This is a genomic window from Salinifilum aidingensis (genome assembly GCF_054782015.1).
Genome location: NZ_BAAGTH010000001.1, coordinates 453122 through 476464, shown reverse-complemented (window position 1 = coordinate 476464; position 23343 = coordinate 453122). Strand labels below are relative to the sequence as shown.

Below are 23343 nucleotides of genomic sequence, written 5' to 3'. Positions count from 1 at the left end.
CCCGCGGGCGCCGGCCCCGCCCGGCGAGGGCGGGCCTGCCGCGGTGCCCGAGGGGACGTGATCGCCGATGACGGCGGTGGCGGTCCTGCTCGGCGCGCTCGGCGCCTGCGGCTACGCCCTCGGCGCGCGCATGCAGCACCGCGCCGTGCACGCGATGACCGGCGGGGCCCGGTTCTCGCTGCGCGACCAGGCGCGCCTGTTCGGCGAACCGCGCTGGCTGGGGGGCCTGCTCGTGCTCGGGCTCGGCGCCGGGCTGCACGTGACCGCGCTCGGGTTCGCCCCGCTCAGCGTCGTGCAGCCGCTGGGGGTGATCGCGCTGCCGATCACCGTGCTGCTCACCCTGCGGGAGCAGGGGACCCGCACGCGCGAGCTCAACCTGAGCGTGCTGCTCTCCGTGGCCGCCGCGATGGTGGGTGTGGGGCTGTTCGTCGTCCTCGCCGCGCGCACCGCGGCGCCCACCCCGGTGGCCCCGCACCACCAGCTGGCCGCCACCCAGATCGCCGCGGTCACCATCCTCGCGTTGGCCATGGCGGCCGTGCTGAGCCGCTCGCGGACGCGGTGCGTGCTGTTCGCCGCAGCCGGCGCCGCGGCCTACGGCTACGTCTCGCTGCTCATGCGCGGCATCACCCAGCAGCTCGGTGCGCTCGACCCGGCGAACATCCCCGTCGTCCCGCTGTTCGGCGTCGCCGCTGCCATGCTCGTGGGGGGATGGCTGGTCCAGCACGGGTACGCCAGCGGGTCGCCGGACCTCGTCGTGGCCTGCCTGACCGTGATCGACCCGATCGTCGCGGTCGGCATGGGCCTCGGCCTGCTCGGCGAGGCCGACCGGATCGCGTTCCCCACCACGGTCGGGCAGGTGGCCTGCGCGGCCGTGGCCTGCGTCGGGGTCTTCGCGCTCGCCCGGTACCACCCCGACAACCAGCGCCGCGCGCCCGCTCGGGAAGCGGTGGCGGCCGCCGGCGCCGCGGTACCACCCGGATCGGCAGACCGTTCTCGGAGGAATATCCCTTGACTGCGCAAACGACCGACGGCCCCCTGCGGATCGTGGTGGGTGCGGTGATGTACCCGCCCGACGTCAGCGGCGCCGCCAACTTCGGCTACCGCCTCGCGCGGGGCCTCCTCGCCCGGGGTCACGAGGTGCACGTGATCTGCCACTCGGGCGACCGGCAGGCGCACACGCGCGTCGAGGACGGCGTGACCGTGCACCGGGTGCCCTCGTACGGCTCGCCGTTCCACCCCACCGTGCGGTTCTGCCTGCCCTGGCGGGCCACCCGGCACGCGGCGCGGCTGCTGGAGGAGATCCGGCCGGACGTCGTCCACGTGCAGTCGCACTTCTTCATCGGCCGCGGCCTGATCAACGCGGCCCGCCGCGCGGGGATCGGCCTGGTCGCGACGAACCACTTCATGCCGGAGAACATCTTCGGCTACCTGCGCATGCCGCGGGTGCTGCACGGCGTGGCCGGGCGGCTGCTGTGGCGGCAGCTCGTCAAGCACTACAGCAAGACGCAGCTGGTCACCGCACCGACGCCGCGGGCCGTGCAGCTGCTGCACGACAACGGCTACGAGTCCGAGAGCATGCCGCTGTCCTGCGGCATCGATGTCCAGCGCTACAGCTCGCGGGCCGTGGAGCACCGGCACCGCGAGCCCGACCCGGACCCGCGCACCGTGCTGTTCGTCGGCCGCATCGACGACGAGAAGCACATCGACGAGCTGCTGCGCGCCATGTCCGTGCTGCGCCTGTCGCACCGCACCCGCCTGGAGATCATCGGGGACGGGGCGCACCGGCCCGTGCTCGAACGCCTGGCCGCCGAGCTCGGCATCGCCGACCGGGTGCGCTTCGCCGGCTACGTCGACGACGAGGAACTGCTCGACGCCTACGCGCGGGCCGACCTGTTCTGCATGCCGAGCATCGCCGAGCTGCAGAGCCTGGCCACGATGGAGGCCATGTCCGCGCGCACACCCGTGGTGCTGGCCAACGCGATGGCGCTGCCGCACCTGGTCGACCCCGGGGTGAACGGGTGGTTGTACCCGCCGCGGGACGTGCACGCGCTCGCCCGCGCCATCGAGTCGGTGCTCGGCGACCGCGCGACCATCGACCGGATGGGCGAGGCCAGCGAGCGGATCGTGAGCCAGCACGACATCAACACCGTGCTCGGCCGGTTCGAGTCGATCTACCGGTGGGCCGCGCACCCCGCCGGCAGTTCGGAGACGGGTGAAGCACGCAGCGAATTGGCGAGTTGATCGATGGGAGCACCGCAACGGCACGGGGTGACCCTCGCCGGCTCGCGGGTGCACTACTTCAGCTACGGAGCGACGCACCGGCCCGACGCGGAGACCGTGGTGATGGTGCACGGGCTGCGCGGCACCCACGAGGGGCTCGAACTGCTCGCCGCGGAACTGCTCGCCGCCGACGACCGGCCGCGCCGCGTGGTCATCCCGGACTTACCCGGTTACGGCGAATCCACGCCGTTCCCGCAGTCGCGGCACGACGTTCCCGGCTACGCCGAGATGGTGCGCGCGCTGATCGACCACCTCGGCGGCCGTTCCGCGGTGCTGGTCGGGCACTCATTCGGCTCGGTCGTCGCCGCGTGCGTGGCCGGCCGGCACCCCGAACGGGTGCACCGCCTCGTGCTCGTCAACGCGATCACCTCGCCGCCGCTGCGCGGACCGCGGGGCGTGCTGTCGGCGCTGACCTCCGGCTACTACGCGCTGGGGCGCGTGCTGCCCGCGCGGCTGGGCAAGGCGTGGCTGGGCAACCGCTACGCCGTGCTCGTCGCCAGCCGCGCGATGACGCGGAGCAAGGACCCCGAGCTGCGGCGGTTCATCGACGACAACCACCTGCGGTACTTCAGCCGGTTCCACAGCCCGACGGTGCTCGGTGAGACCTACCAGGCCTCGATCAGCAGCACCGTCCTCGACCACACCGGGGCGCTGCGGGTGCCCGTGCTGCTCGTGGCCGGGGAGGACGACGACATCGCTCCGCTCGACGGGCAGCGCGACGCGGCGGCGCGCATCGAGGACGCGCGGCTGGTGGTGCTCAGCAACGTCGGCCACCTCGTGCACTACGAGGCACCCGACCGCGCGGCCCGGGCCACGGCGCGGTTCCTCGCGACCGAACGTCCCCGCGAGGCGTCGTGAGCGGGATGCGCATCGTCGTCGACGCCCGGTGGACCCGGACCGACACGCCCGACGGGATCAGCCGCTACGGCGCCAACCTCATCGCCGCGCTGCACCGGCTGCACCCTGTGACCATGCTCGTCTGCGACGAGCGCCAGCTGCGGCTGCTGCCGCAGCACGTTCCCCACGTGCGGGTGCACAGCCCGCTGTCGCCGCGGGAGCTGTGGCTGTCCCGCACGCTGCACCGGCTCGGCGCCGACGTCGTGTTCAGCCCGATGCAGGTGATCGGCGGGTTCCGGCGGAGGTACCGGTTGGTCCTCACCCTGCACGACCTCATCTACTACCGGCATCCGAGCCCTCCCAGCTTCCTCCCGCTGCCCGTGCGCGCGGTGTGGCGGCTGTTCCACCTCGCCTACTGGCCGCAGCGCGTGCTGCTCGACCGCGCCGACATGGTGGTCACCGTCAGCGACACGACGCGGCGGCTGATCGAGCAGCACCGCCTGACGCGGCGCCCCGTGCGCGTCGTCCACAACGCACCCAGTTCCGAGCTGGCCGCGGAAGCGGGCGGGGATCCCCCCGCGGCTCCCGAGGGCGGCGAGCCCGCAGGCTGCGCGAAGTCCGGCGGTCCTGCGGAGGCCGGCGAGGACGACGAACCCGCGGAACCCGTTGAGTCCGCAGAGGACGGAACGGAGCGGGGCGAGGACGGCGCAGGCAGCACCGGGGCCGGCGCTGCCGCCCCGCGCGAGCTCGTGTACATGGGCTCGTTCATGCCGTACAAGAACGTGGAGACGCTCCTCGCCGGCATGGCGCACCTGCCCGGGCACCGGCTGCACCTCCTCGGTCGCCTCCCGCCGCGGCGGGAGGCGCAGCTGCGGCGGGTCCTCCCGCCCGGCGCGGACGTCGTCTTCCGGGGCGGCATCGGCGACGCCGATTACCGCCGCCTGCTGCTGCGCGCCGCAGCACTGGTCACCGCCTCGAAGGACGAGGGCTTCGGGCTGCCGCTCATCGAGGCCATGCAACTGGGAACCCCCGTGGTGTGCAGCGATCTCGCGATCTTCGGCGAAGTCACCGGCGGGAACGCGGTGTTCTTCGACCCCGCGGACCCGGCCGACTTCGCCCGGGCGGTGCGCGCCGCCGCCGAAGAACCCCTGCGCTCGGCCCTGCGCGCCGGCGGGCGCGCGCAGGCCGACCGGTTCACCTGGGAGGAAGCCGCACGCCGGCTGCTGGACGGGATGCGGGAGCTGCACGGGGCGCCGCAGCGCACCTCCTGACGATCAGTACCGCCACACCTGGATCGCCCGCGCGGGGTACTCCGCCTCCGGAACCTGGGAGCCCTGCGGGAACGTCGAGAAGTTGAGCTCGCTGCCGCAGTGCTCGTCGGCGTACACGGTGACCGGCCGGTCGGTGCTGTTGGCGAACGACCGCGCCGTCTCCGGCAGCGTGATGCACTCCTCCAACGGGTGCTCGTCCAGGTCCACGTGCTGGGCTCCGCCGCTGAACGCGCCCTCCGTCCACGTGCAGAACGTCCCGGTAGGACACTCCGCCGCAGCGCTGCCCGCGGTTGCCGGGGCCGTCGCGGCGCCCGGTGCGGCAGCGGGCTCGGCCGCGGCGGTGCGGTCCGTGCTCGCCGACATCGGCAGCAGGAACAGCACCGCCAGGCTCGCGGCGAACAGCACCCTGGTCGGCGCGGACGGGCGCGCGGTGCGGTGCGGCGTGGCGAGCATGGGCATTCTCCTCAACTCCTCGGATCTCGGTGGAAACCGCTGACGCACCCAAGAATCCGGACGAGAAGCAGGATTTCCAGCACTTCGCCCAGATACACCACGACCGTGTGGATCTGTTCCTCCCCGCCGCTGCAGCGGCCGTTCAGCAGCGAACGCCCCGCAGCACTCCGGGGCCGTCCCGGCCCCCGACACACCGGGCGGCTTCCGTCGAACCCTGTCCGCGCACCTCCGAATGCGATATACAGGCCCCGGCCCGGGGAGACCCGACCGGGTGCAGACCTGCGCTGAGGGAGACCGGCGCCGAGGGAGACCGGCCCGGGGGCGGCCCCGCGCCCCGCCCGCGACGCGAAGGAGCAGTGGATGCGACCCGACACGGACGTCCTCGTGGTGGGAGCCGGGCTCGCCGGCCTCGTCGCCGCCGCGGAACTCGTCGACGCGGGCCGGCACGTGACCGTCGTCGACCAGGAACCCGAGGCCTCGCTCGGCGGGCAGGCCCACTGGTCGTTCGGCGGCCTGTTCCTCGTCGACTCGCCCGAGCAGCGGCGCCTCGGCGTGCGCGACTCGCGCGCCCTCGCGCTGTCCGACTGGCTCGGAACGGCCGGGTTCGACCGGGAGGAGGACCACTGGCCGCGCAAGTGGGCCCACGCCTACGTCGACTTCGCCGCGGAGGAGAAGCGCTCCTGGCTGCGCTCGCTCGGCATCCGCTGGTTCCCGCTGGTGCAGTGGGCCGAGCGCGGCGGGGGCCTGGCCTCGGGCCACGGCAACTCCGTGCCGCGCTTCCACATCACCTGGGGCACCGGTCCGGGGGTGCTGGAGCCGTTCCTGCGCCGCGTGCGGCAGGCGGAGGAGCGGGGCCGGCTGCGGCTGCTGTTCCGGCACCGCGTGCAGGAGCTGCTCACCGAGCAGGGCGCCGTCGCCGGTGCGCGCGGCGACGTGCTCGAACCCAGCTCGGCCGCCCGCGGCGAACCCAGCTCCCGCACCGCCGTCGACGCGTTCGAGCTGCGCGCCCAGGCGGTGCTGGTCACCTCCGGCGGCATCGGCGCCAACCACGAGCTCGTGCGGCGCAACTGGCCCGCCGACCTCGGCGCTCCGCCGTCCCGGATGCTCTCCGGAGTGCCCGACTCCACCGACGGCAGCATGCTGCCTCTCGTCGAGCGCGCCGGTGCGCAGCTGATCAACCAGGACCGGATGTGGCACTACACCGAGGGCGTCCGCAACCACAGCCCGGTCTGGTCCGAGCACGGCATCCGCATCCTGCCCGGCCCGTCCCCGCTGTGGCTCGACGCGCGCGGCCACCGGCTGCCCTCGCCGAACCTGCCGGGGTTCGACACCCGGGCGACCCTGCAGCACATCGGCCGGACCGGGTACGAGCACACCTGGTTCGTGCTCAACCGGCGGATCATCGGCCGCGAGTTCGCGCTCTCCGGCTCGGAGCAGAACCCCGACCTCACCGGGCGCAGCATCGCCGGCCTGCTGCGCCGCGGCGGTGGTTCGACCCCCGGGCCCGTGGCCGAGTTCGCGCGCCGCGGCGCGGATTTCGTCGCGCGCCGCGACCTGCGCTCGCTCGTGCAGGGGATGAACGAGCTCACCGGTGCGGAGCTGATCGACCCGCGCACCGTCGAGGGCGAAGTCACCGCGCGGGACCGGCAGATCGGCACCGGCCTCGGCAAGGACCACCAGGTCGAGGCCATCCGGCACGCGCGGCAGTACCGCGTCGACCGGCTCGTGCGCGTGGCCGAACCGCACCGCCTCCTCGACCCGGCGGCCGGGCCGCTCATCGCCGTGCGCCTCTCGGTCCTCACCCGCAAGACCCTCGGCGGCATCACCACCGACCTGACCGGACGCGCGCTCACCGCCGAGGGCACACCGGTTCCCGGCCTCTACGCGGCCGGTGAGGCCGCCGGGTTCGGCGGCGGCGGCATGCACGGCTACCGCGCCCTGGAGGGCACCTTCCTCGGCGGGTGCCTGTTCTCCGGGCGCGAGGCGGGCCGGGCCCTGGCGAACCTCGTGCGCTGAGGCCGCTCCTCGGCTCCCCGCCCGGGATCGGACGGGGAGCCGGGGAGCAGCAGCGGCGCGCTCACCGGATGCCGGTGAGCGACCGGACCTCCATGCGCGCCTGGCGCCGGGCGCTGCCCGAGCCACCGAAGAACGTGCCGACGGCACCGCAGAGGAACGACACCGGGATCGACACGATGCCCGGGTTCTTCAGCGGGAACAGGGCGAAGTCGATGTTCGGCAGGATCGCGTCCGGTGCACCGGACACGACCGGGGAGAACAGCACGAGCAGCAGGCACGAGCCCAGCCCGCCGTACATGCCCCACAGCGTGCCCGCGGTGTTGAACCGCGGCCAGAACAGCGTGTACAGCAGCGTGGACAGGTTCGCCGAGGCCGCGAAGGCGAAGGCCAGGCTCACCAGGAACGCGACGTTCTGCTCGCGGAAGAGGATCCCGCCGAGGATCGACACGCCGCCGATGACGAGCGCGGCGATGCGTGCGATCCGCACCGTGTCCTGCGTCTCGTCCTCCTCCTCGCGCAGCACGTTGGCGTAGAAGTCGTGCGCGAACGAGGCCGAGGCGGTCAGCGTCAGACCGGCGACGACCGCCAGGATCGTCGCGAAGGCGACGGCCGAGACGATGCCGAGCAGGACGGTGCCGCCGATCTGGTAGGCCAGCAGCGGCGCGGCCGCGTTCTCACCGCTCGGCGCGGCCAGGATCGTCTCGGTGCCGACCAGGGCGGCGGCGCCGAACCCGATGATCAACGTGCACACGTAGAAGCCGGACATGGACCACGTGGCCCAGATGACCGAGCGGCGCGCCTCGCGGGCGTCCGGCACCGTGTAGAAGCGCATGAGCACGTGCGGCAGGCCGGCGACGCCGAGCACCAGTGCCAGCGCCAGCGAGACGAAGTCCAGCTTCGTCAGCGCGCTCTCGCCGTACTGCACGCCCGGGGCGAATATCTCGCGGCCGTTCGGGTTGTTGGCCGCGGCCTGCGTCATCAGGTCGTTGATGTTGTAGCCGAACTTGCCGAGCAGGAACACGGTGATCACCGCGACGGCGAGCAGCAGCAGGACGGCCTTGATGATCTGCACCCAGGTGGTGCCCTTCATGCCGCCGATGAGCACGTACAGCAGCATGACCACGCCGACGACGGCGATGACGAGGGCCTGCCCGCCGCTGCTGTGCACGTCCAGCAGCAGCGCGACGAGACCGCCGGCGCCGGCCATCTGCGCGATCATGTAGACGCAGGTGATCGTGATCGTCGAGATCGAGGCCGCCGCGCGGACGGGGCGCTGCCGCATCCGGTAGCTGAGCACGTCGCCCATCGTGAATCGGCCCGTGTTGCGCAGCCTCTCGGCGACGAGCAGCAGGTTCATCAGCCAGGCGACGAGGAACCCGATGGAGTACAGGAACCCGTCGTAGCCGTGCACCGCGATGGCGCCGGCGATGCCGAGGAACGATGCGGCCGAGAGGAAGTCGCCGGACAGCGCGATCCCGTTCTGCGCACCGGTGAACGACCCCCCTGCGGCGAAGTACTCGCTGGAGGTGCGGGTGCTGCTGACCCGGTAGACGATGAACAGCGTGATCGCGACGAACACGGTGAAGATGCCGATGTTGATGAAGCCGTGGTCCGTGGGGATGCCGCTGCCCGCGGCTGACACGTGGTTCATCGCGGTCACTCACCCCTGGTTTCGCGTCGGAGTTCGTCCACCCGGGGGTCGATCCGCTTCCGGGCGAACCGCGCGTACAGCATGGTGATGCCCACGGTGGTCGCGAACTGGGCCAGCCCGAGCAGCAGGCCCACGTTGACCTCGCCGAGAACGGGCTGCGCCATGAAGTCGTGGAAGTAGGCCGCGAGGACGACGAAACCGATGTACCAGACGAGGAAAAACGCGGTCATCGGAAACACGAACCAATTCAAGCGGCGGCGCAGCTCCCGGAATTCCGGGCTGGCTTGGATGGTCTGGGAATCGGGTTTCTCACGGCTGGGGCGAACCGCGCTCTTGTCGATTCCGCCGAAGGTCGTGCCGGGGGTGGCGGTCCGAGAGCGGGCCCGCAGCGCGGACTCCGTCGCGTTGCTCATGGTCCTTCCTCGTCGACGTGCGCTTGGGCGGCATCAGCGGAGCCTACGCGGCGCGCGGAGCGCGGCGGCAGGGGTGGGGGGCTCGATGTGTAGATCGATTCGGATTCGTCCGCGCAACCCCGCGCGGGTTACGATCGCGCTACGGGTCGATCTTGGTTACTCAGCGGTATCACCAGGTCAGCCCGGGTGGAGCGGACATTCGCGACGCGGCCGGGCGCTCGCGCGCCGAATGCGCTGGTCGCGCAGTGTTGTCTGATCAACGATCAGGTGAAGAATTCCCGTGCGCCGGGGCGGGGTGCGAATACGTAGCGTGATGCGTTTCGCTGTGCCGTGTGGAAAGGGGAAATCACCCCCTCACAATGCGAGCGGCGGCGGTTATAGTGCTTCCGCCCGGCCCTCGCGCCAGGGGGCGACAACCTTCCGCTGAGCGGGCGAGCCCGGTGCGCGGAGGGGGCGGGAGCGCGCGAAGCACGAGAGGTCGACGCACGCGCTGCGGGAACGCCGCGGGTGAGCGGGCACCGACGCCTGCACGTCCCGCCGGACCGCGATGGCGTACGCTGATCAACCCGTGGCGGGCGCGCCCCGTGGCCGGCCGGTTCGCCGCGGTGAGCCCCACAACCGAACACCCGGTACACGCAGGCGGTTTTCCAACGCAACGCCCCGAGTCCGAAGAGGACGCGGTGCGGCCGGAGCGGTCGGGAAGCCCCCGGCCGGCCGACCCAGGCAGACCGACACCCCGAGACGACGATTGCGGGATCGCACGCATGCGCCGTTCACCCATGTTATGCGCCGCAGCAGCCCCGACCTGCTGCGGACGTCCCCGAGCGACCGCGCGCGCGTCGGCACCCGTCCCCGCGGGAGGAGTGCGGTGAACACCGACAGCGAGACGCGACGCCAAAGACTGCTCCGGTGGCAGGACTGGCCGCTCGCCGCGAAGCTCGGCGCGGTCATGCTCATCCCCGTGATCTTCGCCGTCGCCCTCGGCGTCAACCAGATCCGGAGCCAGGTCGAGAGCGCCGACGAGTACGCGCGCGTCGAACGCGCCCTCGACGCGCAGGACCGGGTCGAACCGCTGCTCAACCGGTTGCAGGACGAGCGCACCAGCACCGTGCAGCACCTCACCGGTGATGCGGGGCAGCAGCAGGTCCGCGCCGACGCCCGCGCCGCGGACGAGGCGCTCGGCCGGCTGCGCGCGTTCTTCGACTCACCCGGCGAGTTCGGCGCCATCGTCTCCGCCCGCTACTCCGACATGGACAAGGCGCTCGGGCAGCTGCAGGGGTTGCGCGAACGGGTGCGCAGCGGGGCGATCAGCCCCGACCAGGCCATCGACGGCTACAGCGCGGTCGTCACCTCGGTGCTGTCCATGGACCGGGCACTGGCCAGCACCGTCGCCGACGAGCGCCTGTCCAGCCACGCCTCAGCGCTGCAGGACCTGCTGGTCATGATGGAGGAGGTCCGGCTGCAGCAGGTGTGGGCGCTGACCGGGCTCGGCGAGGGCCAGCTCAGCCAGCGCGCGCTGCAGGAGCTGCAGGGCTCGCGCGCCCGCCTGCTCAACAAGATCGAGGAAGCCGGCGCCACCGTCGCCCCGCACTGGCAGAGCCGGTTGCAGACCACGGTGAACGCGCCGGAGATCAGCCAGCGCAACCAGATGCTGATGATGATCGTCGCCGAGAGCGTCGACGACGAGTACACCGGCTCCTACTCGGTCGACACCGGGCAGTGGAACCAGCGCTCCGACGACTCGATCCGGCTCATCGCCGACGGTCACAACGAACTGGCCGGCAGCGTCCGCTCCACCGCTGAGCAGCTGCAGGGCCAGGCCAGCGACCGCGCCGGCTGGATCTCCGTGGGGCTGCTGACCGCGCTGATCGTGGCCTCCTGGCTGATCACCGTGATCACGCGCCAGCTGCTGCGGTCGCTGCGCCGGCTCCGCCGCGGCGCGCTCGACGCCGCGGAGGAGGAGCTGCCGGACGCGGTGCGCAGCATCCGCGAGGGCGACCGCAGGGCCGTCCAGCTCGAACCGCTGCCGGTGAGCACCTCCGACGAGGTCGGCCAGGTCGCGCGCGCCTTCGACGAGGTGAACCAGCAGGCGCTGCGCCTGGCCATCGAGCAGGCCACGTTGCGGCGCGGGTTCAACGAGGCGTTCGTCAGCGTCTCCCGCCGGAGCCAGTCGCTGCTGGAGCGGCAGCTGCGCCTGTTCGAGGAGCTCGAGCAGGACGAGGAGGACCCGGACCAGCTGGCCCGCCTGTTCCAGCTGGACCACCTGGCGACCCGGATGCGCCGGAACAACGAGAACCTCATGGTGCTGTCCGGCAGCGACCTGGTGCGCCGGTTCACCCAGCCCACCGACATCACGCAGGTCCTGCGGGCGGCCACCTCGGAGATCGAGCAGTACCCGCGCGTGGTGCTGCAGCCGGCGCCGTCGGTGGAACTGCGCGGCCACGTCGCCAGTGACCTGGTGCGGCTGTTCGCCGAGCTGCTGGACAACGCGACCGGCTTCTCCGCCCCGGACACGACGGTCAGCGTCGCCGGCTACCAGACCGGGGAGGGCGCGGTCGTCGTCGACGTCCTCGACGCGGGCGTCGGGATGAGCGACGAGGAGATCGCCCGGGCGAACGAGCGCCTCGCGCAGGTCGACGAGGGCGATCTGGCCAGCTCCCGGCGCATGGGGCTGTTCGTCGCGGGCCGGCTCGCCGCGCGGCACGGCATCACCGTGCAGCTGCACGGCGGCGACGGGGTGGAGGGCCTGCGCGCGATGGTCACCGTGCCGGCCGAGAACGTGGTCACCGGTGATTCCGCGAGCGCCTGGACACCGCCCGCCCCGGCCACGCCCCCGGGGCAGCGCAACGGGCACACGCCGACCCTGTCGAGCTCGGGACTGCCCGGCACGCCGCTGGACGCGGGACCCTCCGCGGAGGCACCGGCGGGCGGTCCGAACAACGGCAGCGCGTTCCCCCCGCCCCCCGAGGCGCCGGCGGAGCAGAGCCCCGGGCTGCCGCCCGTGGGGCCGGGGCCGGCCGGTGACGCTCCGGCCGCACCCCCGCAGCTGCCGCAGCGCACGCCGGCGGGGCCGACGGGAGCGCCGGAGTCCGGGACGGCGGGGCAGCCCCCCGAATCGTCCACAACGGACACCTCGTTCGAGAGTGCGGAGCAGACGCCCGAGGAGACGACGGGCCGGCTGTTCGATGCGCCGCTGGACTCCTCCCAGAACGCGGGCGCGGTAGGCTCGGCTGCGACGAGCACCTGGTCGGACGGGCCGGAGTTGCCGCAGCGCACGCCTCGGTCGGCCCGTTCGCGGAACGCGGCCGCACAGGGGGAGGGCGGAGCAATTCCTGAGGTATCGACCGAATGGTTCCAACCGGCGAGCGAGAACCCGTACTTCCAGAACCGGCGGGAGCAGGCGGAGCAGGAACCCGCGGGTGAGGAGTTCGCCTGGCCCGACGAGAGCGACTGGCCCGCAGCTCCGGACGACGCGCCCGCGGACGCGTCGTGGCAGGACGCGCCCGGCGACGAGGCCGCGCGCAGTGCCGGTGAGGTGAGCCGGCAGATCGCCGACCTGCACAACGGCGTCAAGTTCGGGCGCGCGCGGACCGGACGGGACAACGGCAACGGCGGGCAGCCCGCCAGCTCCGGTCGCGCCGGGACGGCGGACGACGCCGCGGACGCGGCGGCGAACGATGCCGAATGGGGCCTGTCCTCGCTGGACGAGGCGCAACGTGCCGCGGAGGCGGCCGTTAACCCGGAGCCCTCGTCGTACACCCAGGCTGGATTGCCGCGGCGGACGCCCAAGGCGCACCTCGTCCCCGGCAGTGCGCAGGACGGCAACCAGCAGCAGGCGTCCGATGAGCAGGAGTCCGCGCCGCAGCAGCGCGACGCGGAACAGCTCCGAAGCCGGCTGTCGAGCTTCCAGAGCGGGGTGCGCAGCGGCCGGCACCGGGCAGGCGGCGAGAGCTGAATCGGGCGGTACCGGCAGCAACGACAGGAGGGTTTCATGACGGCCCAGGAGACGATTTCGCGCAGGTTCGGCTGGCTGATCACCGATTTCACCGAGCGCGTGGCCGGCGTGGCGCACGCGATCGTCGTGTCGGCGGACGGGTTGTTGCTGACGTCCTCGGCGACCCTGCCGCGCGATCGCGCCGACCAGCTCGCCGCTGTCGCTTCGGGGTTGTTGAGCCTGACGCAGGGCTCGGCCAAGTGCTTCGAAGCCGGCCAGGTCGTGCAGACGGTCGTCGAGATGGACCAGGGGACGTTGCTGCAGATGGGCATCAGCGACGGCTCGTGCCTGACGGTGCTGGCCTCGCCCAACTGCGACATGGGCCTGGTGGCCTACGAGATGACCATGCTCGTCGAACGGGTCGGGCAGTTGCTCACTCCGGAAATCCGGTCGCACCTGCAGAACTCCGCGAACAGATTCTCCGGCCAACTGGTGTGAGGTTCCGAATGCGCAGAGGCAACAGCGCCGACGACTCGGATCGGTCCGACTCCGACGACGGCTTCGCCCGCGTCATGGACAGCATGACTCTCGACAACCAGCGCCGGGGGCGGCGGCGCCGGCGGGACTCGACCGACGAGGTGGAGCAGCAGAGCCCGGGGGGTGTGCAGCAGGAGGAGCAGGAACCGTCGGAGGAGGAGGCACCGGCGGCCTCCAGCGTGCGCTCCTACACCTGGACCGGCGGCCGCACGAGGACGAACGTGCAGCTGGAGCTGGAAACCCTGGTGTCCACGAGCGACGCCTACCGGCCTTCGGCCGAGGTGCGCGTCGAGCACCAGTCGATCGCGGAGCTGTGCCGGCATCCCCGTTCGGTGGCCGAAGTCGGAGCGCTGCTGTCCGTTCCGATCGGGGTGGCGCGCGTGCTCCTGGCCGACATGGCCGAACTGGGGTTGGTCACGGTGCACCACACGGTGAGCGACAGCGGCAGTGCACCACACATGATGTTGATGGAAAGGGTTTTGAGTGGACTCCGTCGGCTCTAAAACGCCCCAGGCAGCCAATGTTGCCCCGCAGCAGGCGAGCCAGGGTGCCACCACGTCCGCGAAGATCGTCGTCGCCGGTGGCTTCGGCGTGGGCAAGACGACGTTCGTCGGATCCGTCTCCGAGATCGTCCCGCTGACGACCGAAGCGGTCATGACCGAAGCCAGCCAGGGCGTCGACGACTTGGCGGCCACGCCGCTGAAGGGCACGACCACGGTGGCGATGGACTTCGGTCGGATCTCGCTGGACCGCGACCTCATCCTGTACCTGTTCGGCACGCCCGGCCAGCAGCGGTTCTGGTTCATGTGGGACGACCTCGTCCGCGGTGCGATCGGCGCCGTGGTGCTGGTCGACACGCGCCGGCTGGCCGACTCCTTCTCGGCGGTGGACTTCTTCGAGGACCGCGGGCTGCCCTACCTGGTCGGGGTGAACTGCTTCGACGGTCAGCTGCTGCACTCCATCGAGCAGGTCCGCGAGGCGATGGCCATCGGCCCGGACGTGCCGATCGGCCCGTGCGACGCGCGCGACCGGGAATCGACGAAGCAGTCGCTGATCACGCTCGTGCAGCACGCCATGCGCAAGTGGACCGCGAAGATGCAGTGACCGCCTCCTCGTGCGCGCGGGAAACCGCGTCCGCGCGCAGCCGCCGCGGCACGTCCGCAGCGGCTGCCGGGTTCCCCGCGCGCACGAGAACGCCGGTCACACCGGTGGCCGGCGGCGCGGTGCCGGCGGTTTGAAGTGCCCGCCGGACGTCCCCGCGGGGTTGGGTGCGCCCGCGCCCAGGTGGTCGCGGAACCACCCGGAGGCGAGCTCGCCCACCTGCTCCAGCGCGCCCTCCTCCTCGAACAGGTGTCCGGCGCCGGGGACGACGCTCAGCTGCACGTCGGTGAGGCGGCGGGAGCGCAGCCACTCGGCGGCCTGCCGGTTGAGGTTGAGCACCTCCCTGTCGAGGCTGCCGACGACGAGCAGGCAGGGGGAGTGAACGTCCTGGATGGCCTCACCGGCCAGGTCGGGGCGCCCGCCGCGGGAGACGACCGCCTTGACCCGGTCGGGTCGGAGGGCGGCGGCTTTGAGCGCGGCCGCGGCGCCGGTGCTCGCGCCGAACAGCCCCACCGGCATGCCCGCGGTGGAGCTCCAGTCGCGCATCACGTCGATCGCCTGGACGAGGCGGTCGGCGAGCAGCTCGGTGTCGAAGCGCAGTTGCTGGGTTCGTTGGTCTTCGCGGGCCTCCTCCGCGTCGAGCAGGTCGAGCAGCATGGTGCCGAATCCGGAGTGCTGGAGGTGCTCGGCCACGGCCCGGTTGCGCGGGCTGCGGCGGGAACTGCCCGAACCGTGGGCGAAGAGCACGACCGAGCGAGCGGTCGACGGGACGGCGAGATCGCCGTCCAGGGTCGTGGTGTGGAGATTGACGGTCACCGGTTCCGTCGTGAGTTGAGCCATGTGGTCCTCCCTTCCCGCCACGCCGCGAGTACCCGGGTCGGTGCGATCGACACACCTCCGCATCGCGGTGCGCTGCGGCTGCGCCGTGCGGCCTGCCGCGAGCGGGCTCCGGTGGCCGTGGGACTGGAGGTGGCACCTGCGGGTGCGCCCGGGCTCGGCGGCGGGCGGGTGGGCCCCGCCGGGAAGGCCCCGGCGGGGCGGGGAGCGGTCGGCTCGGCGACCGCGCGGTTCAGGCGGTCTGCTTGGCCTTCTTGTGCACGTGGCTGCGGATGGTCAGCACGATCGAGGCGAGCACCGCGGCGGTGACCGAGGCGACGAGCACGGAGATCGTCACGTAGTCGCCGCGCGGGTCACCGGCGCTGAAGGCGAGCTCGCCGATGAGCAGCGAGACGGTGAAGCCGATGCCGGCGAGCAGGGACACGCCGAACACGTCCGGCCACGACAGGTTCGGGTCGAGCTTGGCGTTGGTGAACGTGTGCAGCACGAAGCTCGAGCCCGCGATGCCGATGACCTTGCCGAGGACCAGACCGGTGGCGATGCCGATGCCGACCGGCTCGGACAGGGCCGCGCTCAGGCCGCCGCCCGCCAGCGACACGCCGGCCGCGAACAGGGCGAACAGCGGCACCGCGATGCCCGAGGAGATCGGCCGCCAGGTGTGCTCGAAGCGTTCGGCCAGGTCGTGCTCCTCGTCGCCGCGGGTCAGCGCGGGCACGGTGAACCCGAGCAGCACGCCGGCGATGGTCGCGTGCACCCCGGACTCGTGCATGAGCACCCAGGCGATGACGGCCAGCGGGATCAGCGCCCACCACCAGGTCTTGCGCAGCTGCGCCAGCAGGCAGAACAGGGCGATCGGCGCCAGCGAGGCGAGCAGCAGCAGCGGGCTGAAGTCCTCGGTGTAGAACAGCGCGATGACCGTGATCGCCAGCAGGTCGTCCACCACCGCCAGGGTCAGCAGGAACGTGCGCAGCGCGCCCGGCAGGTGCGAGCCGACGATGGCCAGCACGCCCACCGCGAACGCGATGTCGGTGGCGGTGGGGATCGCCCAGCCGCGCGTTGCCGCGGGGTCACCGGTGGCGGTGATGGTGAAGTAGATCAGCGCGGGGACGACCATGCCGAACACGGCTGCGACGATCGGCAGCGCGGCCCGCCGCGGGTTGCGCAGCTCGCCGGAGACGAACTCGCGTTTGAGCTCGAGCCCCACGACGAAGAAGAAGATCGCCAGCAGGCCGTCGGCCGTCCAGTGCGCGATGTCCAGGTCCAGGCCGATGACTTCGGCCTGCGGGAGCGGCACGAAGGACTTGACGGCCTCGTAGGTCTCCCCCCACGGCGTGTTGACCCAGACCATCGCGACGACGGCGGCCAGCAGCAGCAACGCACCGCCGACGGGTTCCGAGCGGAGCACGCTGGTGAGTGACGCGCCGCCGCCGGGCGTGCTGTTCTGCTCGGTGCCGGTTCCGCTCATTCGGTGCCTCCGGGGGCTCGGGTCCTGTCCTCGCCGACCAGTCTTCCCGGCACACCTCGCGCTACGGTACATACCGCTCCGGGGTGGGCCGAGTGCCTTATGACGTGGATCATCCGCCCTTCACGCTGCGCGCGCAGCGAGGTGCGCGGGCGTCATCGGAGCCCGCCGGGGTCGGCCGCGCGGCCCCCGCCCGGGGAGCGCAGCGGGCGGTCAGGGGTGCGCGGGTGTTCCGGTCATGCGGACCGGGCGGTGCTGCGCGGCTCGTAGAACTCCTCCCACGGCTTCGGGCCGAGGTAGCGGTGGCACGGGCACGGCACGTCGACCCGTCCGCGGTCGTGGCTCCCGTGGCACAGGCCGCGGTCGAGGTCGTGCAGGGCCAGGGAGTGCCCGCAGCCGCACACCGGGCCGGAGGCGGACGTCGTGCGCGGGTTCCGCCGGGCGGCCAGCCCCGCGAGGTAGCCGAGCACGAGCCCGCCCGCTGCAGCGACGATCGGACGCATCCGCCCTCCTCAACACGCGGCCGAAGATTCGGACATTTCGTCGAACTCTAGCAACGCGGTGCGCCGCGCCCGCACGCAGCACCTGCGCCGTCCCCGCGGGCGAGCGGTGCGGCGGGGCCGCGGGCCCTCTCAACCGGGAAGTGCGCCGGAGGCCAGACCGATCAGCACGGCGCCGCCGAACAACCAGATCGCGAAGCTGACGGTTCGGAATTTACGACGCGCGATGTGGCTGTTGACCCACAGCTGCTCAGCCAGCGCTTCGCGCAGGTCGTCGTCCCGTTGGAACAGCCTTTCGTGCGCGGTGGTGAAGCCGGTCGCGCGGGGGTACCGGTCGGCGATCGTGCCGAAGTAGAGCAGTGAGTGCTGCTGCCGGCGGCGCAGACGCGGTGCGAGCGCGCACAGCGTCAACAGGGTGCTGCAGACGACGAATCCCAGGCTCGCGCAGCGCAAGGCGATCTGCGCTGAATCCGCCGCGCCGGTGAGGTCGGGGATGCCGTGCAGCAGGATCCCGCCAAGGGTTCCGCTGGCGGCGAGCAGAACTGCCGCTTTCGTGTCCGCGAACCGGATGAGTTCGTAGGTGTGCAGAAGCGCTTTCCAGGAATCCTCGTGCTGCGTCATGTTCTCCGAGTTTCGACACGATGATCAGACGTGCCAACGGCATTCGAGTGAGAGTCTGCTGACGCACGTTCGCTCTGCTCTTTTCGAGGGAGATGATCATCGAACGGGCTCGCGGGGTGTCCGGAGAGGTGTAGTGAGGGATGAGTGTTGCGGCGACCCAGTACTGTGCAGCGAGGCTTCCGCCTTCTCGCCGGACAGCGGCGGTGGGCGGACTTGACCGAACGGGGAGTCGGGCGCGAGCACCGCGCCGGCACCTTCCTGCTGCGGCAGGGTGACCACGGTGGTTTCGTGCTCGCGCTGCTCAGCGGACGCGTCGGTGTGTTCGCCGGTGCGGCCGACGGCTCCGAAGTGCTCCTCTCCCTGCGCGCGGCGGGCGATCTCGTGGGGGAGATGGCCCTGAAAGCCGGTTCGCACCGCACGGCCACGGTGTGCGCGCTGGACCGGTGCCGGGTGCGCGTCATCGGAGAAGCGGAGTTCAACGATTTCCTGTCCTCGTGGGCGGCCCACGAGGAGCTGAACGACTACCTCGTCGCGAAGCTCTCCGAAACCGTGCCCTACCAGGTGCAGCAGGCGCACTTCACCGCGGAGCAGCGGGTGTGCCGCCTGCTGTGGGAGGTCGCCGCGCTGGCCGAGCCCGGCCGCACCCGGATCCCGTTCTCGCAGGAATCGCTGGCGCGGGCGCTGGGGTTGGCGCGCAGCACCGTGGCCGAGCAGATCCGCGTGCTGCGGGCTGAGGGCGTGCTCGGGCCCGGCCCCCGCCTGGGCATCACCGACGAGCGCGCCCTCGCCGGGCGCGCCGGGGTCGCCGTGCGCTAGTGCCGTGGATCACGTGCGCACTGTCCGGTACCGGACAGTGCGCGCACAGCTGTTCCGACAACCTCGAGCACGTCCTTGTTCTCATTGCGAAAGGAAATGTCATGAACTCGCATCGCTCCAAAGTCACCCACCTGCCGCCGTACCGGGCGGTGCTCGTCGTCGACGTCAAGAGCTTCAGCGGGCAACGGGGGCGCGACCACGGCGCCATCACCGACCAGATCCCGGTGGTGCTGCGCAGCGCGCTGCAGCGGTGCGGCTGGGAGGAGCTGTGGGAGCGGCTGAGCTTTCACGGGTCGACGGGGGACGGTTATTTCCTCGGCATGGACCCGGTCTACCTGCCCGTGCTGCTGAACCCGTTCCTGTCGGCCCTGCAGGACGAGCTCGAGATGAACAACCGGGCTCCGGCGGCGCCGCTGCGGATGCGGGTGAGCGTCACCGTGGGGCCGATGGCCGATTCGGGCAACAACGACATCGCCGACGGGAGCGGGGAACGCCGGATCGAAGCCCACCGCATGCTCGATTCCGAGCCGGTGCGCGACCTGCTCGAGCGTTCCAGCGGAACCACGTGCGTCGCGGCGATCGTGTCGCAGCGCGTCTACGAGGACGCCGTGCTGGAAGGCTATTCGGCCGAAGACCCCGAACTCTACGTCCCGGTGGACGTCACGGTGAAGACCTACCAGGGCACCGCGTACCTGCGCGTGCCGAAACCGTCCGGGAGTCTGCTGACCGAGGGGATCTTCGCATCGCCGCAACCTGAATCGGGAGGGCAGCCCGCCGCGAGTAGTCCCGGCCCGCGGCACGCGACCGACGGAGGAACGGATGCGGTGGACTCCGCCGGGAGCTCCGGTAGGAACGACAACCGCTTTCGTTTCAACAATGTTGGGAGCATCGATGGTGCGGCCTTCGGCGACAACTCCACCGTCAACAACTCCGACCAACGGTGAATAGTATGTCCACTGAGGACTTAAATGATCGTGGTGCGCTGCACGACGATGTATCGGAGGGCCCGTCGGAGGGTGTAGGGCCACGTCTGGACTTCTGGTTCGACAGGATCGGAAAGATCGGCTGGTCCGCGTTCGGGGACGGCGGCGCGGTGCACAACGACTTCTCGACCACGAACCACTACTGGCAGACCGATCAGCGTCCCGGCGAGCCCGGTGGGGGATTCAAGTCTGTTGCCGAGGCGCTGGCAGAGCAGCTGCGCGAGGTGTTCGTCGAACCCCCGGAGTTCTCCCGAGCACGTCACGTGCTGCGGAGGCGCAACATGGTCCTGCTCACCGGACCGGAGGGCGGTGGCCGGCGCGCCGCGGCGGTGCGGCTGCTGGACGAGGTCGATGACACGAACGCACCGATCGTCGAGAACGACTCCGGTGGGGAGGAGAACGAGAGCGACTCCCGAGGCGACAGGAGCGGTTCCGCGGCCGGGAGAGCCCTGGTCCCGGGTGAGGAGGAGGTCGTCGACGGGGCGCGCATCCTGATCAACCTGAGCGCCGTGGAGTCCGCTGCCTCCCTCGGGGTCGTGCACTCGGATCTCGACGGGCTGCACCGGAAGGCGCGCGAACGGGGAGCGTTCCTGGCGGTCGTCCTGCCCGAGAGGCACGGGGAGTTCGACCGGGACTTCAACCAGTTGCTGGTCGAGCTGCGAGCCCCCTCGCCGGAGAGCGTTCTCCAGCGGCACCTCGAGTTTCAGCAGGTGCGCACTCCCCCTAGCGGGGCGGGATCCGTGCCGTTCGGCGAGGTGCAGCTGCGGGAGCATCTCGCCACGTGGTCGATGGACCGCGTTGCCCTGTTCGCGCGGTTTGTCCGCAGAGCGCGCGACGCTGATCCCCAGTTGTCCCTGCAGGAGTGGTGCCGCCGGGGGTACCAGGCCCTCACGCGGCACGCGGTGGAGGTCCAGAAGCAGGTCGGTGACAGCCGGCCCTGGCAGCGGGCACTCCTGTTCAGCGCGGCGATGCTGGTGGAGGCGAACGTCGACTCCGTCTACCTGGCCGCCGTGCGCCTGCAACAACAACTGCACGTCGATTCCGACGCCCTCGACCCGCTCTGGCACCAGGGGGTGGTAACCGATCTCGGCGAGATCGGCGTGACTGTGGCCGCCGGTAGGCGGGTGCGGTTCTCACTGCTCGACTACGACACCGCTGTGCGGACCTACTTCTGGTCGAACTATCCGGGTGGGGTGCGGGACTCGCTGCGAGACTGGGTGCGGGACTGCGTCGCCGACAGGGGATTCGAGGACGAGGACCGCGCACGGCTGGTGGCCGGGTTCGTCGAACAGGCCGTGTGGGTGGGCCGTGCGCGGGACGTGTGCGAGGTGGCCCAGTACTGGTGCGCTTGCGCGCGAAACCGCCCGGAGCTGGCGCAGTCGGCGTGGTCGGCCCTCGCCAACGGGGTGCGCCAGCCGGACGCGCCGGAGGCCGCGGGGGAGATCCTGCGCCAGCTGTACCGCTGGGCGGGCGATTCCACGCTGTCCCGAGAACTGGGGCGGGTGCTGGTGGACGTGTGCGCCCGGGTGATCGTGGGCGACAGGCCCACCGCGGCGATCACTCGACTGCGGTTGCTCGCGGGGCAGTCGGACTCCGACGTGGCCGAATCGGCGTGCCTGTCGATGGTGGAGCTGGCCGGGGACCGCCGCTTGTGCCGCCGTTTCCTCGCCCGCACGCGGATCTGGCTCGATCCGCGGAAGACGCGGTGGCGGGGCTCGGACGCGCGGCTGTTCCTCCGTGTCGTGGACGAGGCGGTGCTGCCGGAGCTCGGTCGTTCGACGCGCGCGCTGCAGCACGACGAGCACATGCGCACGTGCCTGGTCGAGGGGATGCGGGTCGCGTGGCGGCACGACCGCGCACTCGCGAGCGGACATCTGCGGAACTGGTTCGAGACGGCGGCCACGGTGGCGGGCGAATCGCGTGATTCCCGAGCGGCGGGCCGGCTGATCGAAGTGCTCGTGGACGCCCTCGCGGGCGCCGAGCGGACTGGACTGGCGCAGCTCTACGTGCGTGCCCGGGACTGGGCTGCGTTGCAGGAAACGGAGAATCGCCGCGCCGTCTACGGCATCGTCGCCGATCGGGTGGACCGCGCAGCGGGGATTCAGTGGGACAGCGAGGAGAACCGATGGTGAGTGACCAGCACAAGGCGATGATCCGCGCGGTGTCGGTGATCGCGGCCGCGGTGTGGGTCGTGCTCGGGTTGTTCGGCGGGTGGTCGTACTGGCTGTGGGGGCTGTTGGCTCTGCTCAGCCTCGTCGGCCCGTCGGTGGTGGTGCACGGGGTGCACGAGTGGAAGTTGTGTCGCCCGGTTAGTCGGCCGCCGCAGCAGCCGCAGCCGGTATCGCCGCAACCGGTCGAAGTGGAGCAGCAGGCACCGCCTCCGCCGCCGCAACCGCCTGCGTTCCAGGAGTACCGGGTGGACGGGGTGCCTTTCGGCAGTGCGGAGAGCGACTACCGGCTCCACCTCTCGTGCGTCGTGCGCTGGCGACCCGTGCAGGAGGGGGTGGTGCTGGAGCACCAGCAGCCCGGGGCGTGGGCGGCGGAATGCCTCCTCCTCGAAGCGGGGCCGGTGCTCGAACTGACCCTCCCGGAGGACTGCACACGGGCCAAGCATCGGCTGGCGAGCCTGCTCGGAGCCCGGCGCACCGATCAGACGGGTCGGATGGAGTTCCACGCGGACCGCATCTCGGTCGGATTGTCCGATGGGGACCGCTCGCGGATCGACGAGCGCAAGCAGGTCCGCAAGGACGCGCAACTGTGGTCCGAGAAGAGCGATTTCGAGCGCACGGTGCGTTCATACCTCGAGCAGGAGGTGCTGGACTCTCCCGGCAGTGCTCTTGTGTGGTGGTTGGCGAGTCCCCGTACGGAGGAGAAGGAACGCGTGGACGATGCGGTGGACAAGCTCCCGAACTTGCGGTACCTCGCCGGTGCTGCGGCCGTGCGCGAACTTCCCGAACCGGCGGTGTTCCGCAGCGAGAAGGAGCAGGACTCCCGTGCGGTCGCCGGTGACGGATGGTCCGTGTCCGAGCCGCAGATGTTCGACCTCGTCCACCAGCCGGTCGGCAACGGGGCTGCCGGTTTCGTGCTGCCGGAGCAGTGGACGCCGCCGGAGGTCTCGGAGGAGGACTCGGCTCTCGGTCCTCGGGAGCACACCCTCGGGTTGCTCGATGCGCAGGAGAAAGGCCCCGAACGCGACTTGTTCGCCTCCCGCCTGGCCAAGGCGCTGGAGGAGTACGGCGAGGAGGGGCTGGCGGCCGAGGTCCGCGAGCGCTTCGATCGCCCGCATCCCTCCGGTCCTGCGGCGGAAGCGGACGCTCCGCAGGAGCGCGGTGACGAAGAGCAGGCGCACGAAGCCGGGGAGGCGATGGTAGCGGCGGGCGCGGATGAATCCGCAGGCGCCGAGTCCGGTTCCGCGGAAGAGCCGAGGGGGCCGGAGGATTCCGCCGGAGCCGTGGAATCGACGGGCGAACCAGGTCGCAACGGCGTTGCCTCCCCTTCGGAGGCCGCCGCGGACGGGCCTGCTGCGATGAACGGCGGCGAGTCGGAGGCGGACGAGGAGCGCGTGGAGCGCTCGGCCGAACAGCCGGGTGGAACCCCGCAGTGGAGGTACAACGGGCACCCAGAGCACTAG

General features: G+C 71.6%; 20 protein-coding genes. 13 read left to right on the top strand and 7 right to left on the bottom strand.

Translation table 11 applies throughout. The features are described 5' to 3' along the window. The first annotated feature begins 67 nt into the window (after positions 1 to 67). The 4 genes from ACYVJE_RS02235 to ACYVJE_RS02220 are packed head-to-tail and all read left to right on the top strand — an operon-like array spanning position 68 to position 4388. On the top strand, positions 68 to 1012 hold the full coding sequence (locus tag ACYVJE_RS02235; RefSeq protein WP_461143024.1) for a DMT family transporter: 945 nt from the start codon (positions 68 to 70) through the stop codon (positions 1010 to 1012). Further along, positions 1009 to 2241, top strand: coding sequence for a glycosyltransferase (locus tag ACYVJE_RS02230; protein ID WP_459158197.1), 1233 nt, complete (start codon positions 1009 to 1011; stop codon positions 2239 to 2241). The genes ACYVJE_RS02235 and ACYVJE_RS02230 overlap by 4 nt, the downstream gene beginning before the upstream one ends. Positions 2242 to 2244: 3 nt before the next feature. Beyond that, a complete protein-coding gene (locus ACYVJE_RS02225; protein ID WP_461143023.1) occupies positions 2245 to 3138 on the top strand; it encodes an alpha/beta fold hydrolase in 894 nt (297 codons plus the stop codon). A 5-nt stretch (positions 3139 to 3143) separates the two neighbouring features. Further along, positions 3144 to 4388, top strand: a complete 1245-nt coding sequence (locus ACYVJE_RS02220) for a glycosyltransferase family 4 protein (RefSeq protein WP_461143153.1) — start codon at positions 3144 to 3146, stop codon at positions 4386 to 4388. A 3-nt stretch (positions 4389 to 4391) separates the two neighbouring features. Here ACYVJE_RS02220 and ACYVJE_RS02215 read toward each other — a convergent pair whose 3' ends face one another. After that, a complete protein-coding gene (locus ACYVJE_RS02215; RefSeq protein WP_461143022.1) occupies positions 4392 to 4841 on the bottom strand; it encodes a peptidase inhibitor family I36 protein in 450 nt (149 codons plus the stop codon). Between the two features lie 360 nt (positions 4842 to 5201). Here ACYVJE_RS02215 and ACYVJE_RS02210 point away from each other — a divergent pair, with 360 nt between their 5' ends. Next, positions 5202 to 6857, top strand: coding sequence for an FAD-binding dehydrogenase (locus ACYVJE_RS02210; protein WP_461143021.1), 1656 nt, complete (start codon positions 5202 to 5204; stop codon positions 6855 to 6857). A gap of 61 nt (positions 6858 to 6918) precedes the next feature. On the opposite strand, the gene ACYVJE_RS02205 is transcribed toward ACYVJE_RS02210, so the two are convergent. Both ACYVJE_RS02205 and ACYVJE_RS02200 read right to left on the bottom strand, forming a co-directional pair. Continuing rightward, entirely contained in the window at positions 6919 to 8508 is a 1590-nt protein-coding gene (locus tag ACYVJE_RS02205) for a solute symporter family protein (RefSeq protein WP_461143020.1), read from the bottom strand. A gap of 5 nt (positions 8509 to 8513) precedes the next feature. Continuing rightward, positions 8514 to 8921, bottom strand: coding sequence for a DUF485 domain-containing protein (locus ACYVJE_RS02200; RefSeq protein ID WP_461143019.1), 408 nt, complete (start codon positions 8919 to 8921; stop codon positions 8514 to 8516). An 868-nt stretch (positions 8922 to 9789) separates the two neighbouring features. Between ACYVJE_RS02200 and ACYVJE_RS02195 the strand changes: the two genes are divergently transcribed. The 4 genes from ACYVJE_RS02195 to ACYVJE_RS02180 are packed head-to-tail and all read left to right on the top strand — an operon-like array spanning position 9790 to position 14496. After that, a complete protein-coding gene (locus ACYVJE_RS02195) occupies positions 9790 to 12876 on the top strand; it encodes a sensor histidine kinase (protein ID WP_461143018.1) in 3087 nt (1028 codons plus the stop codon). A gap of 36 nt (positions 12877 to 12912) precedes the next feature. Next, a complete protein-coding gene (locus ACYVJE_RS02190) occupies positions 12913 to 13353 on the top strand; it encodes a roadblock/LC7 domain-containing protein (protein WP_459158205.1) in 441 nt (146 codons plus the stop codon). An 8-nt stretch (positions 13354 to 13361) separates the two neighbouring features. Then, complete coding sequence (locus tag ACYVJE_RS02185) at positions 13362 to 13895, top strand: DUF742 domain-containing protein (protein ID WP_461143017.1); 534 nt, start codon at positions 13362 to 13364, stop codon at positions 13893 to 13895. Beyond that, a complete protein-coding gene (locus ACYVJE_RS02180) occupies positions 13876 to 14496 on the top strand; it encodes a GTP-binding protein (protein WP_459158207.1) in 621 nt (206 codons plus the stop codon). The genes ACYVJE_RS02185 and ACYVJE_RS02180 overlap by 20 nt, the downstream gene beginning before the upstream one ends. Before the next feature lie 96 nt (positions 14497 to 14592). On the opposite strand, the gene ACYVJE_RS02175 is transcribed toward ACYVJE_RS02180, so the two are convergent. From ACYVJE_RS02175 to ACYVJE_RS02160, 4 genes are all read right to left on the bottom strand, one after another. Then, positions 14593 to 15333, bottom strand: coding sequence for a dienelactone hydrolase family protein (locus ACYVJE_RS02175; protein ID WP_459158208.1), 741 nt, complete (start codon positions 15331 to 15333; stop codon positions 14593 to 14595). A 229-nt stretch (positions 15334 to 15562) separates the two neighbouring features. Continuing rightward, a complete protein-coding gene (gene nhaA, locus ACYVJE_RS02170; RefSeq protein WP_461143016.1) occupies positions 15563 to 16795 on the bottom strand; it encodes a Na+/H+ antiporter NhaA in 1233 nt (410 codons plus the stop codon). Positions 16796 to 17028: 233 nt separating this feature from the next. Further along, a complete protein-coding gene (locus ACYVJE_RS02165; protein WP_459158210.1) occupies positions 17029 to 17295 on the bottom strand; it encodes a hypothetical protein in 267 nt (88 codons plus the stop codon). 129 nt (positions 17296 to 17424) lie between these two features. After that, positions 17425 to 17913, bottom strand: coding sequence for a Pycsar system effector family protein (locus tag ACYVJE_RS02160; protein WP_461143015.1), 489 nt, complete (start codon positions 17911 to 17913; stop codon positions 17425 to 17427). A gap of 213 nt (positions 17914 to 18126) precedes the next feature. On the opposite strand from ACYVJE_RS02160, the gene ACYVJE_RS02155 reads away from it, so the two are divergent. From ACYVJE_RS02155 to ACYVJE_RS02140, 4 genes are all read left to right on the top strand, one after another. Beyond that, complete coding sequence (locus ACYVJE_RS02155; protein ID WP_461143014.1) at positions 18127 to 18729, top strand: Crp/Fnr family transcriptional regulator; 603 nt, start codon at positions 18127 to 18129, stop codon at positions 18727 to 18729. A 101-nt stretch (positions 18730 to 18830) separates the two neighbouring features. After that, positions 18831 to 19673, top strand: coding sequence for a hypothetical protein (locus ACYVJE_RS02150; RefSeq protein WP_461143013.1), 843 nt, complete (start codon positions 18831 to 18833; stop codon positions 19671 to 19673). 5 nt (positions 19674 to 19678) lie between these two features. Then, a complete protein-coding gene (locus ACYVJE_RS02145; protein ID WP_461143012.1) occupies positions 19679 to 21844 on the top strand; it encodes a hypothetical protein in 2166 nt (721 codons plus the stop codon). Continuing rightward, on the top strand, positions 21838 to 23343 hold the full coding sequence (locus ACYVJE_RS02140; protein ID WP_461143011.1) for a hypothetical protein: 1506 nt from the start codon (positions 21838 to 21840) through the stop codon (positions 23341 to 23343). The genes ACYVJE_RS02145 and ACYVJE_RS02140 overlap by 7 nt, the downstream gene beginning before the upstream one ends.

What these genes read in the sequence shown, in the direction of transcription:
- ACYVJE_RS02215 (WP_461143022.1), bottom strand. Translation starts at nt 4,841, where the DNA reads ATGCTCGCCACGCCGCACCGCACCGCGCGCCCGTCCGCGCCGACCAGG.
- ACYVJE_RS02165 (WP_459158210.1), bottom strand. Translation starts at nt 17,295, where the DNA reads ATGCGTCCGATCGTCGCTGCAGCGGGCGGGCTCGTGCTCGGCTACCTC.
- ACYVJE_RS02160 (WP_461143015.1), bottom strand. Translation starts at nt 17,913, where the DNA reads ATGACGCAGCACGAGGATTCCTGGAAAGCGCTTCTGCACACCTACGAA.
- ACYVJE_RS02185 (WP_461143017.1), top strand. Translation starts at nt 13,362, where the DNA reads ATGCGCAGAGGCAACAGCGCCGACGACTCGGATCGGTCCGACTCCGAC.
- nhaA (WP_461143016.1), bottom strand. Translation starts at nt 16,795, where the DNA reads ATGAGCGGAACCGGCACCGAGCAGAACAGCACGCCCGGCGGCGGCGCG.
- ACYVJE_RS02210 (WP_461143021.1), top strand. Translation starts at nt 5,202, where the DNA reads ATGCGACCCGACACGGACGTCCTCGTGGTGGGAGCCGGGCTCGCCGGC.
- ACYVJE_RS02200 (WP_461143019.1), bottom strand. Translation starts at nt 8,921, where the DNA reads ATGAGCAACGCGACGGAGTCCGCGCTGCGGGCCCGCTCTCGGACCGCC.
- ACYVJE_RS02145 (WP_461143012.1), top strand. Translation starts at nt 19,679, where the DNA reads ATGTCCACTGAGGACTTAAATGATCGTGGTGCGCTGCACGACGATGTA.
- ACYVJE_RS02225 (WP_461143023.1), top strand. Translation starts at nt 2,245, where the DNA reads ATGGGAGCACCGCAACGGCACGGGGTGACCCTCGCCGGCTCGCGGGTG.
- ACYVJE_RS02190 (WP_459158205.1), top strand. Translation starts at nt 12,913, where the DNA reads ATGACGGCCCAGGAGACGATTTCGCGCAGGTTCGGCTGGCTGATCACC.
- ACYVJE_RS02140 (WP_461143011.1), top strand. Translation starts at nt 21,838, where the DNA reads ATGGTGAGTGACCAGCACAAGGCGATGATCCGCGCGGTGTCGGTGATC.
- ACYVJE_RS02150 (WP_461143013.1), top strand. Translation starts at nt 18,831, where the DNA reads ATGAACTCGCATCGCTCCAAAGTCACCCACCTGCCGCCGTACCGGGCG.
- ACYVJE_RS02235 (WP_461143024.1), top strand. Translation starts at nt 68, where the DNA reads ATGACGGCGGTGGCGGTCCTGCTCGGCGCGCTCGGCGCCTGCGGCTAC.
- ACYVJE_RS02175 (WP_459158208.1), bottom strand. Translation starts at nt 15,333, where the DNA reads ATGGCTCAACTCACGACGGAACCGGTGACCGTCAATCTCCACACCACG.
- ACYVJE_RS02205 (WP_461143020.1), bottom strand. Translation starts at nt 8,508, where the DNA reads ATGAACCACGTGTCAGCCGCGGGCAGCGGCATCCCCACGGACCACGGC.
- ACYVJE_RS02220 (WP_461143153.1), top strand. Translation starts at nt 3,144, where the DNA reads ATGCGCATCGTCGTCGACGCCCGGTGGACCCGGACCGACACGCCCGAC.